This window comes from Salinibacterium sp. 10G20-15, assembly GCF_057365065.1.
On the sequence record NZ_CP195118.1, the window covers coordinates 348,764 to 366,163 of the forward strand.

At 61.5% G+C, this 17,400-nt stretch carries 13 protein-coding genes and 1 tRNA gene; 5 read left to right on the forward strand and 9 right to left on the reverse strand.

Features of this window, described 5'->3' with window-relative positions; genetic code table 11:
* Positions 1 to 124: 124 nt before the first annotated feature.
* Entirely contained in the window at positions 125 to 934 is an 810-nt protein-coding gene (locus ACR3YK_RS01665; RefSeq protein WP_486175523.1) for an acetoacetate decarboxylase family protein, read from the reverse strand.
* Positions 935 to 1,076: 142 nt separating this feature from the next.
* Here ACR3YK_RS01665 and ACR3YK_RS01670 point away from each other — a divergent pair, with 142 nt between their 5' ends.
* Entirely contained in the window at positions 1,077 to 2,573 is a 1,497-nt protein-coding gene (locus ACR3YK_RS01670) for an APC family permease (protein WP_486175524.1), read from the forward strand.
* 93 nt (positions 2,574 to 2,666) lie between these two features.
* Here ACR3YK_RS01670 and ACR3YK_RS01675 read toward each other — a convergent pair whose 3' ends face one another.
* Positions 2,667 to 3,527 carry a sulfurtransferase gene (locus tag ACR3YK_RS01675; RefSeq protein WP_486175525.1) on the reverse strand — a complete coding sequence of 287 codons (861 nt, stop codon included), beginning with the start codon at positions 3,525 to 3,527 and terminating at the stop codon, positions 2,667 to 2,669.
* 412 nt (positions 3,528 to 3,939) lie between these two features.
* Here ACR3YK_RS01675 and ACR3YK_RS01680 point away from each other — a divergent pair, with 412 nt between their 5' ends.
* A complete protein-coding gene (locus ACR3YK_RS01680; RefSeq protein WP_486175526.1) occupies positions 3,940 to 6,192 on the forward strand; it encodes a S9 family peptidase in 2,253 nt (750 codons plus the stop codon).
* Positions 6,193 to 6,222: 30 nt separating this feature from the next.
* Here the strand turns inward: ACR3YK_RS01680 and nadE are convergent, their stop codons facing one another.
* Positions 6,223 to 7,047, reverse strand: coding sequence for an ammonia-dependent NAD(+) synthetase (gene nadE, locus ACR3YK_RS01685; protein ID WP_100389788.1), 825 nt, complete (start codon positions 7,045 to 7,047; stop codon positions 6,223 to 6,225).
* Positions 7,048 to 7,159: 112 nt separating this feature from the next.
* Here nadE and ACR3YK_RS01690 point away from each other — a divergent pair, with 112 nt between their 5' ends.
* Positions 7,160 to 7,432: a hypothetical protein gene (locus tag ACR3YK_RS01690; protein WP_486175527.1), complete on the forward strand. Its 273-nt coding sequence runs from the start codon at positions 7,160 to 7,162 to the stop codon at positions 7,430 to 7,432.
* Here ACR3YK_RS01690 and ACR3YK_RS01695 read toward each other — a convergent pair.
* Entirely contained in the window at positions 7,429 to 7,821 is a 393-nt protein-coding gene (locus tag ACR3YK_RS01695; protein WP_486175528.1) for a VOC family protein, read from the reverse strand. The genes ACR3YK_RS01690 and ACR3YK_RS01695 overlap by 4 nt on opposite strands.
* A 59-nt stretch (positions 7,822 to 7,880) precedes the next feature.
* Complete coding sequence (locus tag ACR3YK_RS01700; RefSeq protein WP_486175529.1) at positions 7,881 to 8,849, reverse strand: SDR family NAD(P)-dependent oxidoreductase; 969 nt, start codon at positions 8,847 to 8,849, stop codon at positions 7,881 to 7,883.
* A gap of 102 nt (positions 8,850 to 8,951) precedes the next feature.
* Here ACR3YK_RS01700 and ACR3YK_RS01705 point away from each other — a divergent pair, with 102 nt between their 5' ends.
* Positions 8,952 to 9,563 (forward strand): TetR/AcrR family transcriptional regulator, encoded by a 612-nt coding sequence (locus tag ACR3YK_RS01705; RefSeq protein WP_486175530.1) that lies wholly within the window; start codon positions 8,952 to 8,954, stop codon positions 9,561 to 9,563.
* 62 nt (positions 9,564 to 9,625) lie between these two features.
* Here ACR3YK_RS01705 and ACR3YK_RS01710 read toward each other — a convergent pair whose 3' ends face one another.
* From ACR3YK_RS01710 to ACR3YK_RS01725, 4 genes are all read right to left on the reverse strand, one after another.
* On the reverse strand, positions 9,626 to 11,308 hold the full coding sequence (locus tag ACR3YK_RS01710; protein ID WP_486175531.1) for a DUF7507 domain-containing protein: 1,683 nt from the start codon (positions 11,306 to 11,308) through the stop codon (positions 9,626 to 9,628).
* 267 nt (positions 11,309 to 11,575) lie between these two features.
* A tRNA-Met gene (locus ACR3YK_RS01715) sits at positions 11,576 to 11,652 on the reverse strand.
* Positions 11,653 to 11,741: 89 nt separating this feature from the next.
* Entirely contained in the window at positions 11,742 to 14,630 is a 2,889-nt protein-coding gene (locus ACR3YK_RS01720) for a UPF0182 family membrane protein (protein WP_486175532.1), read from the reverse strand.
* Positions 14,631 to 14,730: 100 nt separating this feature from the next.
* Complete coding sequence (locus ACR3YK_RS01725; protein WP_486175533.1) at positions 14,731 to 15,843, reverse strand: YlbL family protein; 1,113 nt, start codon at positions 15,841 to 15,843, stop codon at positions 14,731 to 14,733.
* A gap of 109 nt (positions 15,844 to 15,952) precedes the next feature.
* Here ACR3YK_RS01725 and ACR3YK_RS01730 point away from each other — a divergent pair, with 109 nt between their 5' ends.
* On the forward strand, positions 15,953 to 17,296 hold the full coding sequence (locus tag ACR3YK_RS01730; protein WP_486175534.1) for a zinc-dependent metalloprotease: 1,344 nt from the start codon (positions 15,953 to 15,955) through the stop codon (positions 17,294 to 17,296).
* The last annotated feature ends 104 nt before the right edge of the window (positions 17,297 to 17,400 follow it).

The following is a 17,400-nucleotide window of genomic DNA, read 5'->3' on the forward strand; positions in this document are numbered from 1 at the left end:
GCCGGTAACGGCCTGAGACACAGAAATGCCCCGCCGATTCATTCGGCGGGGCATTTCTGTGTGCCGCTGTACGTGGCTGCATCGACTGCAGCAGCGAGCGGATGCCGCTGCCGCAGTCGGGCGCTTAGATCGCCTGTGAGCGGTCTTCTACGAGTTCGCCACCATCGAAGGTGACGCCGATCTCGCGGTAGTAGCCGCCGAGGATCTCGTGCACGGGCAGGATCGAGTGCAACTCATCCCACTGGGAGTCACCGAGGTGAAGCTCGGCATCGCCCTTCCAGGTCTCGCCAATCTCGACGTCGGTGCCCCCCATGGTGATGAGCTGGTCGAGCGACATTCCCGCATCCTTGCTGATGGACGGCATGAAGCGGTTGTGCAGCATCTTGTGACCGTTGACGAAGCCGTTGCTCTCTGCTGGCTCGCGCAGTGTCACGACCGCCGATGCAAGGCGGTGGTCGTAGGCCGCGATGGAGGCGCCGAGCTGGCCACCGTTCTCAAGCTTGGGGGTGGCCTTGCCCGTGTTGAAAACTCGAGTAACGGCAATGTTGCCGAGCTTCTTGGGGTAGCCCTGGAACCAACCGCGGCCAATGGCGAAGTCTTTGTTGACCCAGATGGCGACGCAGCGGCTGTAGATAACGCCCTTGTGAGAGCAGCGCACGACCACGAACGCTTCGAGGTATTGGGCGCGCACCGGGTCGAGCAGTTCGAGACCGCCCGTGCTGCACGATTGCCAATCAGCCCACACGAGAGCTACTGCGCCGGGCTGTTCGGGAGCGAGGTCAATATCGTCAGGAAGAATCGCACGTACGTTGGCTGGATCGGTCAAGTACTCGACAGTGAGCAGCGTTCCCGAGTAGTACCAGGGCATCTTCGGCACGAGCGAACTCGACCCTTGCGGAGTGAGTGGAGGAAGGAATCCATTGAGTTCGGTCATGCGCCAGAGTGTAGCCGAAAACAGTTCGCATCCGAATGAATTTCTTAAAACGCTTGACTAGGACGCCCTGTCTTCGCCATTGTGGAACCCAACTCGTTCGGATACGGACGATTTGATTCAGAACTCAACGAGGAGTTTCACTATGGCGCTTGACCAAAAATCCCAGGAAAGCCCCGATCGGACCCTACGCACAGGGCGACTCGGCGTAATCGGAATCGTCTTCTTTGTTGTGGCCGCCGCCGCACCACTTCTTGGCATGACAGGCGCTGTACCCGTCGCTATCGTGCTAGGCAACGGTGCCGCTGCCCCCGGCGCTTACCTATTCGCCGGTATCATCTTGCTTCTGTTCAGCGTGGGCTACGCGGCGATGAGCCAACGCGTCACCAATACCGGTGCCTTTTTTGCCTACGTCGGGCGCGGACTCGGGCGCAACGCGGGAATCGCTTCCTCGTTCGTTTCGGTTCTTGCCTACCTCACGATTCAACTCGCCATTTATGGCTTCTTCGGCGGCCTTATGGCCGCACAGGTTGGCCTTCTCCCCTGGTGGGCCTGGACTCTACTCGCCTGGATTGCCGTGACCGCACTCTCGCTCTTGCGCGTCGACATCGGCGCCAAGGTGCTTGGTGTCCTGATGATCGCCGAGCTCACCGTGCTTGTGATCGCCGCCGTTGCGATCCTCGCCGACGGTGGACCCGAAGGACTCAACTGGGGTGCGTCGTTCTCGCCCGACCTCATCCTCGCTGGCGGTCTTGCTGGCTCGGCCGGTATCGCGTTCGCCTTCGCCTTCGCTTCCTTCATCGGTTTCGAAGCAACCGCCATCTACGGCGAAGAGAGTGTCAACCCGAAGCGTGCCGTCCCGCGCGCTACGTACCTTGCTGTTGGCCTCATCACCGTACTGTTTGCCTTCACCGCTTTCGCCCTTGTCACCGGCATGGGCGCCTCGAACGTGATCGACCAGACGCTCGAACGTTCAGCCGGCCTCGAAGACCCCGCCGCGGTGCTCTTCACTCTCGCGAGCGAGTACGTCGGCCCGTGGCTCGCGACACTCATGAGCATCCTTGTCCTCACGAGTATGTTCGCCGGACTGCTTGCCTTCCAGAACGCCGCAAGCCGCTACCTCTTCGCCCTTGGCCGCGGTGGCGTGCTGGCGGGCTCGGTGGGAACCGTGAACGGTCGCGGAGCCCCCGGTCGTGCATCCATCATCGTGTCGATCATTAGCGGTGTTGTGATTGTGCTGTTCGCCGCATTCCAGCTCGACCCCATCGGCAACATGTTCTTCTGGTTCAGTGGCCTCGCCGTGGTGGCGATCGTGCTAATCGAAGCGCTCGTCTGCGTGGCGATCATCCGCTTCTTCCTTCAGAACAAGGGAACCGAGAACATCTTTGTCACCATGATTGCGCCGATCCTGGCCTTCATTGGTCTCGTTCTCGCCGAGTACCTGCTGATGTCACGCTTCGGCCTGCTCGCCGGTGACCTCACGCTCGCCGCTGGAGTCGATCCGACGGTGACCGCCTTCGGCCTCAACGCCTTCGGCTGGTTCCTCGTCCTGTCGCCGTTCATCGCTTTCGTGATCGGCTACGTCGTCTCGCTCGTTCGCAAGAACCTCAACGAAGAACTGCTGCAAGACGTCATCTCCTAAATAACCAAGCGAAGGGCCCCAACACTGTGATGGTGTTGGGGCCCTTCGCTTGGTTAAGAGGTGTAACGCTGGTGCTTCGAGTGGATGCCGCGGCTACGGATTTGCGCCGGTAGCAACAGGGCGCTCCGGCTGGTTCGACCACGCCGACCACGAACCGGGAAAGAGTGCGGGACGGAAACCGGCGACAGTAAGCGCTAGCGCATCGTGCGCAGCAGTCACGCCTGAACCGCAGTACACACCGACAGCGCGATCGACGCTCACACCAAGGGTTTCGTAACGCTCCCGCAGCGTCTCGGCGTCCAAGAACTGGCCATCGTCGGTGAGGTTGCCCGAGGTCGGTGCGCTAATTGCCCCGGGAATGTGACCGGCTCGCGGATCGATCGGCTCCACCTCGCCGCGGTAGCGTTCGCCCGCCCGCGCATCGAGAAGCACGCCGGTTTCGGCTAGCGCGGCAGCGTCATCCGCAGTCAGAACGGGCTCGTTGCCCGCGCTGAGGGTTGCGGTGCCGGGAACAACTGCCGCCACGTCGTCAGCGCCGGTGGCGAGTGGATGCCCGGCCGCCGTCCACGCAGAAAGCGCGCCGTCGAGCACCTGCACGTTCTCAATGCCCATGTAGCGCAGCAGCCACCAGGCGCGGCAGGCGGCGAGGCCGTTCCAGTCGTCATAGACGACGACAGCGTCACCGTCGTTGATTCCCCAGCGGCGCACGGCGGCCTGAAACTCCTCGACCGCGGGCAGTGGATGACGCCCCTCGTGTGGTTCACCGTGACGCGCAAGCTCGGTATCGAGGTCAACGTAGACAGCACCGCGGATATGTCCGGCTTCGTAGAGCGGCAAGCCAGCGGGGCCCCCAAGGCTCCAGCGCACGTCGAGAACGCGCACGGGGGTTCCACCCGCCTCGGCGGCGGTGAGCAGCGCGTCTAGTTCGTTCGCGGTGACGAGGGGGTGAGGCATCCGAGGCTCCGATCGTAAGGAACTTCAATCATGACACTGGCGACCGCGCAGCCATGTGCAGCCCGAACGGCATCAGCCCATAATGAGGGGGATGCTTAATTTCGAAGTATACTCAATACTGTTAGGTGACCGTAGCTACGCGAACCATTCCACGACTAACAATCGAGGCCCCTCATTATGAACTCTGCGGAAGATTGCCCCCTGTGTGCGATTTATGGTGCCCATGCGCGCTCGGGCGTGAACTGGTTTCGCTGTGCGCGCTGCGCCGTTTCGTGGGGCACGCCCACCGCTCTCGACGATGACTCTGTTCGGCACTCTCGTGGCCTTTCGCGGACCTAGTTAAATTCTGCGCCCCCAGCGCCTGCCCTAAAACTTCCTCCTGCCCTGCAGAAATCGGGCATACGCTGAAGACATGCTCACCCCACCTGAAGCCGCAAAGATTCCCACGGAACGCCTCCAGCACGGCGACCACTACGTCGACAATTACGAGTGGATGCGCGACAAAGAGAGCCCCGAGACCCTCGCGCATCTCCATGCCGAGAATGCCTTCACCGCTGCGCGCACGAGTCACCTCAGCGTGCTGCAAGAGCAGATCTTCGAAGAGATCAAGGGCCGTACCCAAGAGACCGACCTGAGCGTTCCGGTTCGTCGTGGCCAGTGGTGGTACTTCAGCCGCACCGAAGAGGGCAAGCAGTACCCGATTCATTGCCGCGCGCCGATTGCGGGCGAGGACGACTGGACTCCCCCGACGATTGCCGAGCCTGTTGCCGGTGACGCTGGTGCCGCCGGGGCCGACACCGACGCGGATGCCTCCTCGGCCGCCCCTGGCGCCGCTCCCACCACGCTTCCCGGCGAGCAGATCCTCCTCGACGACAACGTCGAAGCCGAGGGTCACGACTTCTTCAGCCTGGGCTCGTTCTCCCTCAGCGACGACGGCACGCTACTGCTCTACGGCGTCGATATCGAGGGCGACGAGCGGTACACGTTGCGCGTGCGCCAGCTCGGTGATGCGCCTGCGGCGAGCGCTGGTTCGGCAGATGCTTCCGACGCTGATGCTGTCACCCGCTTCAGCTCCGCCGATGACCTTCCGGACGAGATTCCGGGCACCGCGGGCGGCGCGCTCTTGGATGCCACAGGCAAGTACGTCTTCTATACGACGGTGGATGATGCGTGGCGCCCCGATACGGTCTGGCGCTACGAGCTGGGCACGGCTGCGGCATCCGCGGTTCAGGTGTTTCATGAGCCCGACGAAAGTTTCTGGGTGGGAGTTGGCCGTTCGCGCAGTGGCAAATATCTGGCAATCGAAGCGGGCTCGCGCCTGACGAGTGAGACGCGGCTGCTCGACACGAGCGACCCGACCGGCGAGTTCGAGGTTGTCTGGCCGCGCGAAGTGGGTGTCGAGTACGACGTTGAGCACGTGGTGGTGGGCACGCAAGATCGACTGCTGATTGTGCACAACAAGGCTGCGATCAACTTCGAGCTCGTGAGCGTTGCCGCAGCGGATCCTCTCGGCGAGCGCCGCGTGATCCTCCCCCACAACGAGGCCGTGCGCCTCGAGGGTGTCGATGCCTTCAAGGATTTCGTGGCGATCGAGTACCGCCGCGAGGGACTCACGCGAGTGGCAGTTGCGATCGTTCCGAAGCATGGCGGACGCTACGAAGACATTCCCCACGAACTGAAGTTCGACGACGAACTCTTCACCGTGGGTCTCAGCTCCAACCCCGAGTGGAATCAGCCGAGCATCCGCCTCAGCTATGGCAGCTTCGTGACTCCGACGATCGTCTATGACTACCTCGTGGATGACAACGAGCTAGTCATACGCAAACAGCAGCCGGTGCTTGGCCGCTTTGACCCCGCGCTGTACACCCAGCGTCGGGAGTGGGCCACCGCGTCCGACGGTACGCGCGTACCGATCTCGCTCGTGTACCGCAACGACCTCGTGGCGCCCGGAACCCCGGCGCCGACGGTACTCTACGGCTATGGCTCGTACGAGATCAGCATTGACCCTGGCTTTACCGCCGCCCGCCTGAGCCTGCTCGACCGCGGCATGGTGTTCGCTGTCGCCCACGTGCGCGGCGGTGGCGAACTGGGCCGCACCTGGTACGAGGGCGGCAAGAAACTCCATAAGCGCAACACGTTCACCGACTTTGTCGCGTGCGCCCACCACCTCATCGACACCGATGTCACGTCAAGCGATCGACTCGTTGCTGAGGGCGGAAGCGCCGGCGGCCTACTCATGGGTGCCGTCGCGAACCTGGCCCCGCAACTCTTCTCGGGCATCCTCGCGGTCGTTCCGTTCGTTGACCCGCTCACGTCGATCCTCGATCCATCGCTGCCACTGACGGTCATCGAGTGGGATGAGTGGGGTGACCCCCTGCATAACGAGGAGGTGTACCACTACATGAAGTCGTACTCCCCGCTCGAAAACGTGCACGACACGCACTACCCCCGCATCCTCGCGGTGACCTCGCTCAACGACACCCGCGTGCTCTACGTCGAGCCCGCCAAATGGGTTGCTCGACTGCGTGAGGTGGGGGCGGATGCTCTGCTCAAGACCGAGATGGCAGCAGGCCACGGCGGCGTCTCCGGCCGCTACGACGCTTGGCGCGAGCGAGCCTTCAACTATGCGTGGATGGTGGATGTGACGCGCCCGTCAGCGCGCTGATCGGGAGCGTCCGCCCGTTGCTTTAGCGAGCTAGGCAGACCACCACTCGTCGTACATCGAAACGGGCACCGTGCGCTTGTGACGAGTGTTGAGGTACTTCTGCTCGATGTCGGCAGCGGCCTCGGCGGGCACGTCGAGGCCCTCGAGGTAGTCGTCGATGTGCTCGTAGGTGACACCGAGGTTGGCTTCGTCGGCTTGGCCTGGTGTGTGGTCGAGTAGGTCTGCGGTCGGCACCTTTTCGTACAGTCGCTCGGGAGCCTCGAGGTGGATGAGGAGCTGCTTGCCTTGACGCTTGGTGAGGCCGGTGAGGGGCAGCACGTCAGCGCCACCATCGCCGAACTTGGTGAAGAAGCCCGTGACTGCTTCGGCCGCGTGGTCGGTGCCGACCACAAGGTAGCCGAGCTGCCCGGCGATGGCGTATTGCGCCACCATGCGCTCGCGTGCCTTCACGTTGCCCTTGTTGAAGTCGGTAATCGGCTCGCCCATCGCATCCGCGAACTCGGCGGCAATACCGTCGACAGCACGCTGAATGTTGAAGGTCACTTCGCGGTCTGCCTCAATGAAGTCGAGCGCCAGTTGCGCATCGTCTTCGTCGCGCTGCACCCCGTGCGGCAGCCGGACGGCCACAAACTGCGCTTCGACACCGTCCGCGCGCAATTCGGTCACCGCGAGTTGGCAGAGTCGCCCGGCAAGTGATGAGTCTTGACCGCCGCTAATGCCCAGCACGAGCCCCTTGGCGTGGGATGCCTTGAGGTATTCCTTGAGGAACTCGATGCGCCGACGAATTTGCCCAGCGGGGTCAATTGTGGGCTGAGTGTTCAACTCGGAAATGATGCGGGCCTGCAACGATGTCATGCATTAAACCTAACCCCGCCCGGTGTCATTAGGATTGTTCATTTATGCCGCGCCGCAGACTCTCGGCGGGTTAGCCTGAAACTGTTACGCCCACGAAACACAGGAGCCCCGGATGATCGATCAACTACTTCGCCCCAAGATTGCGTTCTGGACCGGAGCGGCCCTCACCCTCGCGAGCTTCATCGTGTTCAACTTCTTTCTTCCCACGCTGTATCTCGTCATCGAGGGAATCAACTTCCCCATGACTCAGCAGTTCGTCGGGATCCTCACTTCAGGGCTCGACACGATTGGCCAGCTTGCCCGCATGTTCGGTCCGCTACTGATCGTGGGCGCACTCGTCATGCTCAAGATCGAGCGCACGTCTGGGGAAACACGCGCGAGCTAGCTCAGCTCTTGCGCAATCTCCCACGGCAGCCCCGACGGGTCGAGAAACACGGCAGTACGACGACCCCAGGGGCGATCCATGGGGCCATTAACGAGCTCGACGCCGCGTTCGCGGGCAGCAGCGCACGCGGCATCCACATCGGGCACATTCACGGTGAGCATGACGGATGCCGCAGCGCCCGGTTGCGCCACAGCGGCGGGCCCGATCATGTCGTCGGCCTCGCTGCGCGCCAACAGGTTCACGATGAGCGCCCCGATCTGGAACATGCACGAGTCACCTTCTTCGAAGATGATCGTCGCCGAGAATACGGTCGAGTAGAACTCGCGCCCCGCCGCGACGTCATCCACGAAGACGGTGATTGCTTCGACGTTATTGAGGGCAGATTCCATCGCAGTGCTCCTTCTGCGACCGCTACCCCACCCGCTGTGGAGCGCGGCGGCGCTAGAAGCTAATTCTTACTCGCGTCACGCACTCCGGCAACCGTATTGATCACATTCCAGAGCGCGCGCTGACCTTCCACGTTCGTGAAGTGGCTCATCGTCATGGAGGTGACGGGGCCGGTCATCTTGGTGGCGGGCGATGCGAAGAATTGGCCGGTCACGCCATCCGGCATCTCGATCACGGTGAGGTAGCGGGCGGCGGCCGTGGGCACACTGTGCCACATGCTCGGCATGAGCTTCATGATCGGCAGCATGACGCGGCGCATGATGGCCGGCATCTCGCGCGATGCTTTCGTGTCGGGGGTGTTGCCCGGTGAGACGGCATTGACGGTCATGCCGGCGGGCAGCCGGGTAGCGAACTCTTTCGCCCACCAGACAGCGAAGGTCTTCGCCGTCGCGTACTGGGTTCCGTTGGCGAATTTCACTGGCTTGTCGACGCGAAGAATGGCTTCAATGGCGCGTTCGAGATCGCCGTCGAAGGATGCCGCAGCCAGCGCCTGAACATCGATATTCGAGAAGGTGGGAACATCTCCACGCGCGGCTTCCGATCCGGCAATGATGATGCGCGCGCTGGGGCTCAACAGCTCAGCGCGGAGCAAGTGCGAAGTCAGGGCGTGGTGCCCGGTAATGGTTGCCGATATGATCTGCTCGATGCCGTGTGATGTGCGGCGCAATTCACTGGTCGCGGCGACTCCCGCGTTCAGGATGAGCGCGTCAATCGGGTTTCCTGCGGCGACGAGTGCCTGCGCGGCGTTGTCGATGGAGGTGAAGTCATCGAGGTCGAGCGCGAGTGGCACGAATTGTGCCCCGGGCACGCGAGCCAGAAGGGCGTCACGGGCTTCGTCCGCTTTCGCGAGAGTGCGGGCGGCAACGACGATGCGGCCATAGCCTGCCTCGGCGAGCTGAGCGGAGGATTCCCAGCCAACTCCGGAGCTCGCACCGGTGACGAGAGCGGTTTTTGCGGCGTTGGCGTTCATCGATCGTCCTTTTGCATTGGTTTGAAACCAAACAGTAGCACCGCGTCCGCCATTTGATACCACTGGGTTTCAAATGGGAAGACTCGCGCGTATAGTGAGGGCATGAGCACTTCACCCGGCACCACAGCAGGGCGCCCGCGCGCTTTCGATGCCGAAGCCGTGCTCGCGCAACTGACCGACCTGTTCTGGCAGCAGGGCTACCGACACACCTCGCTCAGCGACATCGTTGAGGCCAGCGGGGTTCACAAGCCCAGCCTCTACCGCACCTTCGGCGACAAAGAGCAGCTCTTCGCGACCGTGCTGCGCCGCTACCTCGCCGAGCGCGAGCAGCACCTCTCCAGCATGCGATCCATGGCCGGGTCCGGCATCGCTGGCATCCACAGATTCTTTGACCTTTTTGAAGAGTTCGCCTACTCCCCCAGCGGCAGTCGTGGCTGCCTTATCGTAACGGCCAGCAATGAATTGCGCGGAAGTGCCCCCGGTTTCGAAGACTTCGCTGTGAAAAACCGCGAGCTCATGATCAAAGAAATGACAGCACTCGCCGCACTCGCTCTTCCCGAGAATGCTCCGGATGCCGCGCTCACGAGCCAGCGCGCCGAACTTCTCTCGACGCTCATCTTCGGTCTTCAAGTCACCATTCGCTCGCAGGCCGACGCCGCGCAATTGCGCTCGGTGTTTGCTGCCATTCACGCGCTCGTCGACACCTGGAAGTAGCACCCGCACACACCGAAGAGCTGACGGCGCGACTAAGCTCACACCGGCGCTCAGGCGCCACGTTAGCGACGCTGAGCCGTGAGCCGAGCCGTACCGAGTAGAAGCGCTCCGGCCGCGAGCAGCAGCCCGCCGACGGAGATGCCAGCCACGGAGCTTGACCCCGTGTTCGCCAAGCTAGCGGTCGTCGAGCTGAGAACAGCCGCGGGCGCGACGTAGCGAACGGTTGCCACGTTCGACTCGACCGTCAGTTGGTCGGTGGCAACGATAGCCACGTTCGAGATGTCACTCCCGACAGCCGCCACAAGCGCGGTAGCAGTGCAGGTTGCTTCCGTTCCGGGCACAAGTTGGGCCGGCACGCTGCTGCAGTCGATCGAAATCCCCTGAACAGTTCCGGAAACAACTACCCCGCTGAGCGTGACGTTGCCGTCGTTGAGCAGCTCGATGTCGAACGTCAGGGTCTCCCCGAGTTCTGAGAACGTGGAGGTTGCTGCGGTCTGTGTTGCCGTCAGCGCTACGTTCTGGTTAACCACGGTCGTCGCGCTTGCAGGCTCCGAGGTCACGGTCTCTCCCCACGCGATTCCCGAGGCTGTCGCCGTGCTCACAAACGACCCGGCGTTGATATCGAGCTGTGTCACTGCGTGTTCACCCGTGCATGTCATCGTTGTGGTGAGCGAGGTCGAGGGGCACGACACGTTCTGCGCACCAGAGTCAGCAATCGCGACACTGCTGAGCGGCAGTGAACCGTCATTGTTCAGCTCAAATTGATACTGGATGAGGTCGCCCACTTCAGACGGACCCGCCGGCAGCGGCGTCGAAGTCTTCACGACGCTCAGTGCCGCAGTGCCGTCGACGATCGAGGGGCCCACAAAGCTGGTGCCCTCATTCGAAGCATCGCCCGTGGCGTCTTCATCGCCCACGATGACAACCATTCGCACGACCGGGGTGTTGAGGTCAGCGACGAAACCGATCCACCGAGTGCTGCGGTTGCCGCATCCAGTGCTTGAGTTTGAGCACGTCGATTGGTCGCCGACCGGCTCAATCTCTGCTTCAGAAAGCAAGGAGCCGCCGCCATCATAGAGTCGAAGCAGCGCTGGAACGCCCAGGCCGTCCGTGCGCGTTTCGAGGTCTCCGAACCAAGCGCCAAAGGCGAGCGCCCCGGTGCCGCTGAACGTGAACTCGATACCGTCCCGCGTGTTCGCCTCTTGAGAGTTGCCACCCGATTCGCCATACGTGAAGCCATTCGCGTCGTCGCAGTCAGTGTTTCCCAGAATCACATCGGGGCGCGGTGCACTGCTCTGCAGGGTGCGGCCGCTGCCGGTGCACTGCGCAATACCCTGCGACGGGCTGACGCCCACATAGGTCGGCGCGAGGCCGAGCGTGTACATTGAACGTTCGACCGAGATGGTGGTACCCCCAACGCTCGTCGCGATCACTCCGGAAAGTTCTGAATTCTCTACTCCTGCGATAGCCAGGGGTGCAGGCACTGTTGCGCCGCGTGCGGTGATCGCACCACCCCAATCGTCGCGCAGCAGAGACGCACTCGCGCGGCCCGCAATATTGTTGCCGCTCACTTCATCAGAAATGTGAACATACGTAGCGGCGGATGCCGGGGTTGCGATCAGAGTGACCGCAGCCAGAGAGGCTACCGTCGCCAGCATTGCCGAGCGCAAGCCGCGCGAGCGAAGCGCTGTGCTGCGCTCGGGAGCGCGACGCGTCGCCACAGAGTTCTGGAATCGGTAAAACACTCGGGTAAGCCTTAAAACTGGTCTGACGCTGAACGGGATTTCGCGCCATCGGGTGTGCAGAACGGGATTTATCTCTGCGTTCCTAAGGTACTAAGCCGTTGAACGGAGCGCACCACCCCAGTGTGCGTGGGGGCTTCTCACTCAGCGACACCTTTCGCCGCCAGCAAGAAACAGGCCTTCACACGAACGGCCATCACGCAAACGGCACTAACGCGAACGGCATTAACGCAAAAGTCCCGGTCTCTTTCGAGACCGGGACTTTTTACGTGGTTGCGGGGACAGGATTTGAACCTGCGACCTCTGGGTTATGAGCCCAGCGAGCTACCGAACTGCTCCACCCCGCGGCGTGCTTAAAGACTAACACAGGGTGAACGGCTCAAAAACCGAACTCAGCGGGCTCACAGTCTGCTGCCGCCCGCTGAGTCGGAATGTGCTATTCGGTTGCGGCGATTGCCCGCTCGATGGCATCGACCATGGCCTGGTCGGCCTCGGCTGCAGCAACGAGATCGTTCGCGGCATACGCGGCGTTCCGGTCTGCGAGAGCTGCTTGGTAGTCGGCCAACGCCCGGTCGAGCGCAGCATTGTCGCTTGGCGTCTCGGGGTCAACGGGAGCATCCGGGTCGACGGGCTCGTCGGGGTCTACGACAGGAGCGTCGGGATCAACTTCAACGTCCCCGTCTCCCGCTTCTGCACCCGAGTCTCCACCAAAGAGGGCGTCCAGTGCTTCGTCCAGAGTGTCCTCGAAAGCGATCTCATCGCCGAACGAAACCAGAACCTTGCGCAACAAGGGGTACTGCGTACCGCTTGATGACTGCACGTATACCGGCTGCACGTAGAGCAATCCTCCGCCAACAGGCAGCGTGAGCAGGTTACCGAGCTTGACCTCCGTATCGCCGCGTTGCAGTAGCGCAAGCTGGTTTGCCACGATCGTGTCGGTGTTGAAGCTGTTCTGCACCTGACCGGGGCCGGGCACCGTGTCTTGCTTCGGCAGGTTCAACAGCGTGAGCTTGCCGTAGTCAGGACCGGCATCCGAGTTGGCCGTCAAATAGCCGGTGAGAACGCTTCGACTCGCGTCAGCCGTTCCCTTCGGGATGAAGGTGGAATACAGCGTGAATGCGGGGTCATCCGTTCCCGGAACCTGCATCGTCAGGTAGTACGGCGGCTGAGTCGACCCCGTAGTCGATACCGGGTCTTCTGGGCTTACCCACTGGTCGTCGCTCGAGTAGAACGAGCCAGCATCCGTGACGTGGTACGAACCAAGAATCTCGCGCTGAACTTTGAACAGGTCAGCGGGGTAGCGAACGTGATCGAGCAGTTCGACGCTCATCTCGTCTTGCGCAAGAAGCGTGTTCGGGAAGATCTTGTTCCAGGTCTGCAGAACAGGGTCTTCGTCATCCCACGCATACAACTTCACCGAACCGTCATAGGCATCAACGGTCGCCTTGACCGAGTTGCGGATGTAGTTAATGTCGTCGAGCGCAAACTGCGGCGCCGGCGTGTAGGTGTCAGCGATCGCGCTGGAGAGCTGCTCAACCTGCGAGTACGGGTAGTTGGCGCCCGTGGTGTAGCCGTCGACGATCCAGACAATACGACCATCCACAATGGCGGGGTACACGTCACTGTCGATCGTGAGATACGGCGCAACCTTCTGCACACGCTCGCTGGGCTCGCGGTCGTACAGAATTTGCGACTCGCTCGTCACGTCAGACGAGAGGAAGATCTGCTCCGATTGGAACTTCACGGCGTAGACAAGCTTCTTGAAAATGTTGTCGAGCAGCGGTCCGCCGTCACCACTAAAGGTGGTGGTAGCGTTCTGGTTGCTGTCTTCTCCCCCCGACGGGAAGTCGAGCTCGATGTCCTCTGCACCCTCCGGGGCGCCCACGATCGAGTAATCCGGTGAGTTCTCACCGAAGTACACTCGCGGCTCGAATTCGCCAAGCTCACCCGTGCTCGGGATGCCCGACTGCAAGAACACCGGCTGGCCGTCGGCTGCGCGCTGGTTACCAAAGGCAGCAACCACGCCGTAACCGTGCGTGTACACAACCGCGTTGTTGTACCACGATTGCGAATCCCCGAGTCCCGATTGGTTGAGCTCGCGCACGGCAATCACGGTGTCTTGGGTTTCACCGTTGATTTCATAGCGGTCAACGTCGAGGTGGTCACCGAACTGGTAATACTGTTTGAACTGCTCGAGTTGGGCAAATGCTTGAGGTGCGATCGCCGGGTCGAGAATTCGGATGTTCGCCGTGGTCGTGGCGTCTTCGCGCAGCGCACCCGACTCAGCGTCTGTCGTGGCGCTGTAGGGAATCTCTTCGACATCCGCGACGCCGTAGGCATCACGAGTCGCTTCGATACTTCGATCAATGTATTCAGCCTCGTAGGTACGAGCGTTGGGGTCTACCTGAAAGCGTTGAACGATCCACGGGTAGAGGTTTCCCACCACAAGCCCGCTGATGAGCAGGAGTGCTGTACCAATCATGGGCAAGCGCCAACGACCAATGATGGCCGTGACGATGAAAAGGATGGCAACGATGGCGGCAATGCCGGCAAGGATCGCGCGGCCAGGAATCGTCGCGTTGGCTTCGGTGTAGCTCGCACCGGTCTGCAGGAAGCCCTGGCTGGTGGAGTACAGCGTGGTGTACTGGTCGAGCCAAATGCTCAACGCCTGCAGCGCGAAGAACAGCCCTGCGGTGATCGCAAGCTGAATACGTGCGGAACGCGAAATGCGAACTTCGCGACCGTGGACGCTCAGAGCGCCGTAGAGGTAGCTCGTGGCGAGCGCACCGAGGAACGAGATAATCAATACTGCCGAAGCGAAGCCGACCACTGCGTGATACATCGGCAGCTCATAGAAGTAGAACGAGATGTCCAAGCCGAACTGCGGGTCGGTCGTGCCGAAGGAGCTGCGGTTCAACCACTGCAGCGCAACGGGCCAGGCGCTTGCCGACGACACACCGCCAAACACGCCGAGCAGAACCGGGATGCCGACCATTGCGAGCTTGCGCAGTGGTTCGACGACCTGCTGGTAGCCCTCCAATTGCGCATTGAGTTTCGCGTAGATAGGGCGGGCGCGGAATGCGACCAGCAGGCTGATGCCCACGGGAACCGCCATGGCAACGAAGCCGATGGCAAACATTACGGCGGCTGCAATCCACTGGGTGGTGAGCACCTCTAGATAGCCGGTCTGGCTAAACCAGAGAACATCGGCATAGAGGCTCGAGAACAAGAAGAACGCGATGACGATGACGGCGAGAATTATCGCCGTGATCGTGAAAGCAGACCTTGTCTTGCTCGTCGGGGCTTGTTGGGTTTGGCTCGACACAGTACTTCGCTCCTGAAATTGGGGGCCTAGCGGTATCTTAAAGGTCTTTCATGGGCGTAGGGCTGATGATCGCTCTCAGCGTTACACGCTCAGCGTGGGATCACTGATCGCTGCACGACGGCAGTCCGGCTCCGCTGAGGCCGCCACGGATGCTGGCGAGCGCTACGAGCGCATCGTTGAGATCGTCAATTGCGTACACCGTGAGCCCTTTGGGGGTGTTTCCCACAACTTCGTCGCAGTTCTCGATCGGCGCCAAGAAGAAGTCTGCTCCCGCTGCACTGGCGCCATACATCTTCTGTTGGATGCCACCAATGGGCCCGACATCGCCGGTAGCAGTGATCGTTCCGGTACCCGCGACCTCGTGTCCGCCGTTGATGGCGCCCGGTGTGAGTTTGTCGATGATCCCGAGAGCGAACATCATGCCGGCGCTCGGGCCTCCGACATTCTCCAGCTGAATCTTTACGTCGACCGGGAAGTTGTATTCGCTACCGACGATGACACCGATGATCGGGATGGCGTCTTCGCCTTCACTCATTTCGGGCGTGATTTCTACCGTGAGCTCTTCGCCCTCACGTTCGAAGACCACGTCCGCGGGTGTCGTGGTGCCGTTGGCGGCGATGGCATCGCGCAACCCTGCCACGTCAGCGAAGGTCTCACCATTGACGGTGCGGATAATGTCGCCTGCTTGCAACACGCCATCCGAGGGACCACCGTCGGAGGTCTCAGCGACAGTCAGCGTGGCATCAAACTCATAATCGAGATCGGAGAGCGCCGCAGCAATCGCTTCCTGTTGCGAAGTCTCCATCTGCACCTGACCCGCTTCAGTCGACTCTTCGACGGTGACACCTTCGGGGTAGACGGCCTCAACGGGAACAATGGCACGGCTGCGGTCAAAATACGCAGCACCGATCTCAAACCAACTCAGTGGCGAATCAGGGTTTCCGCGCACATTGACGGTCAACATATCGAGCGCGCCCTCGGTGGGATACGTCGTCTCGACCGGAATCTGGATGAGTGGCACGAGGGCACCCTCGATCTCCACATCGCCCAAAGTGTCGTAGACCGGCCCCGGTTGCTCGATGATGTAAGGCGATGGAACCAGTGTCGCGAGTAGCGTTCCTACGAGCGCAACGCTCAGAATCAGCCAGCCCAACCACCCACTTTGGGCGCGCCGCGATGACGGTTCGGGTCGATTATCAGTAAACAGAGCCACCTAGATCCTTACGGGGTGGGGAGCGGTGTTCGCCACAGGCGCACGGTAAGAATCACTAGCCTAGGTCAAAACTCAGCCGCGTACGGCATCGAGAGGCTAGCGTTAATCCATGGCTGATGATGCTGAGAACAATTCCGAAGACGAGTTCCGCGACATGATGCGGGATTTCCTTTCGGGCGATGGCGAGATCGACCCCGCGAAGCTAGCGGGTGCGGCAGGGCTGCCCAACGATCCGGCAATGATTCAACAACTGCTCAGTCAGCTTCAGAACGCGCTCGGTAAGTCAGGCGACGGCATTAACTGGGACATCGCCCTGGAGCAGGCTAAAAACTTGGCATCTCAGAGCACCGTCGTCTCGCTCCCGGCCGAGCGCAGCAAGCTTGAGCAGGCGTTGCACGTTGCCTCATTGTGGCTCAACGAAGTCACTGATATCACGGAACTTACAGTCGAACCCAAGTTGCTGAGTCGCAGCGAGTGGGTCACGATCACGATGCCCATCTGGACCCAGCTTGCTGAGCCGGTCGCTAACTCCATCGCGAACTCCCTCACTGACGTTCTCAAACAGAATGCGCCAGAAGAGATGAACGACATGCTCACCGGCGCCAGCACAGTGATGCGCAACATCGGTGGCACGCTCTTTGCGATGCAACTCGGGCAGGTTGTGGGCCAATTGTCGAGCGAAGTTGTGTCGGGCGGCGACATTGGCATTCCCCTCTTTGACGAACAGCAAGCCGTTCTCGTTCCACAGAGCGTTTTCGCCTTCGGCAATGGCCTTGACCTTCCTGACAGCGAGATTCACCTGTACTTGTCGGTGCGCGAGCTCGCACACGCTCGGTTGTTCCGCCACGCGAAGTGGCTGCGCCTACAGTTCATGACTTCGGTCACCGCGTACGCCCACGACATCCACATTGATTCGGATGCTATCGCCGAGCTAGCAAGCGACTTTGATCCCAACAACCCTGAAGAACTGCGCGACGCCATGACGAACGGGTCGCTCATCCCACCCAAGAGTGAAGATCAGCGCGAGGCCCTTGAGCGTCTCGAAACCGTGCTCGCGCTAGTCGAGGGCTGGGTGGATGTGGTGACTGCGGCAGCCACCTCGAGACTCCCTGCCCGCGAAGCTATCGCCGAGACAGTGCGACGCCGTCGTGCCTCCGGCGGTCCAGCAGAGTCGGCGTTCGCGACTCTTGTTGGACTCGAACTGCGCCCGCGTCGCCTGCGGGAAGCAGCCGCGATGTGGCAGCACGTCACTGATGAGCTCGGGGCAGAGCAACGCGACTCGCTATGGTCGCACCCCGACCTCATGCCCACCGCGGCCGATATCGACGATCCCGCTGCTCTTGTTGCCCGCTTGCGAGACGGCGGAAGCACTCCGGATGACATCGACCAAGCCATCAACGACCTTTTGAACGATGAATCGGGAGACCGCCCGCACGAAGGCGACCACTCCTAACGATGATCCCCGGCGGCAGCCCCGGCCCATCCGGGGTTCTTTGCCGACCGTTCATATTCACGCTGTGGAATCTTCACACTGACCAATCGGACAGTTGTGCACAA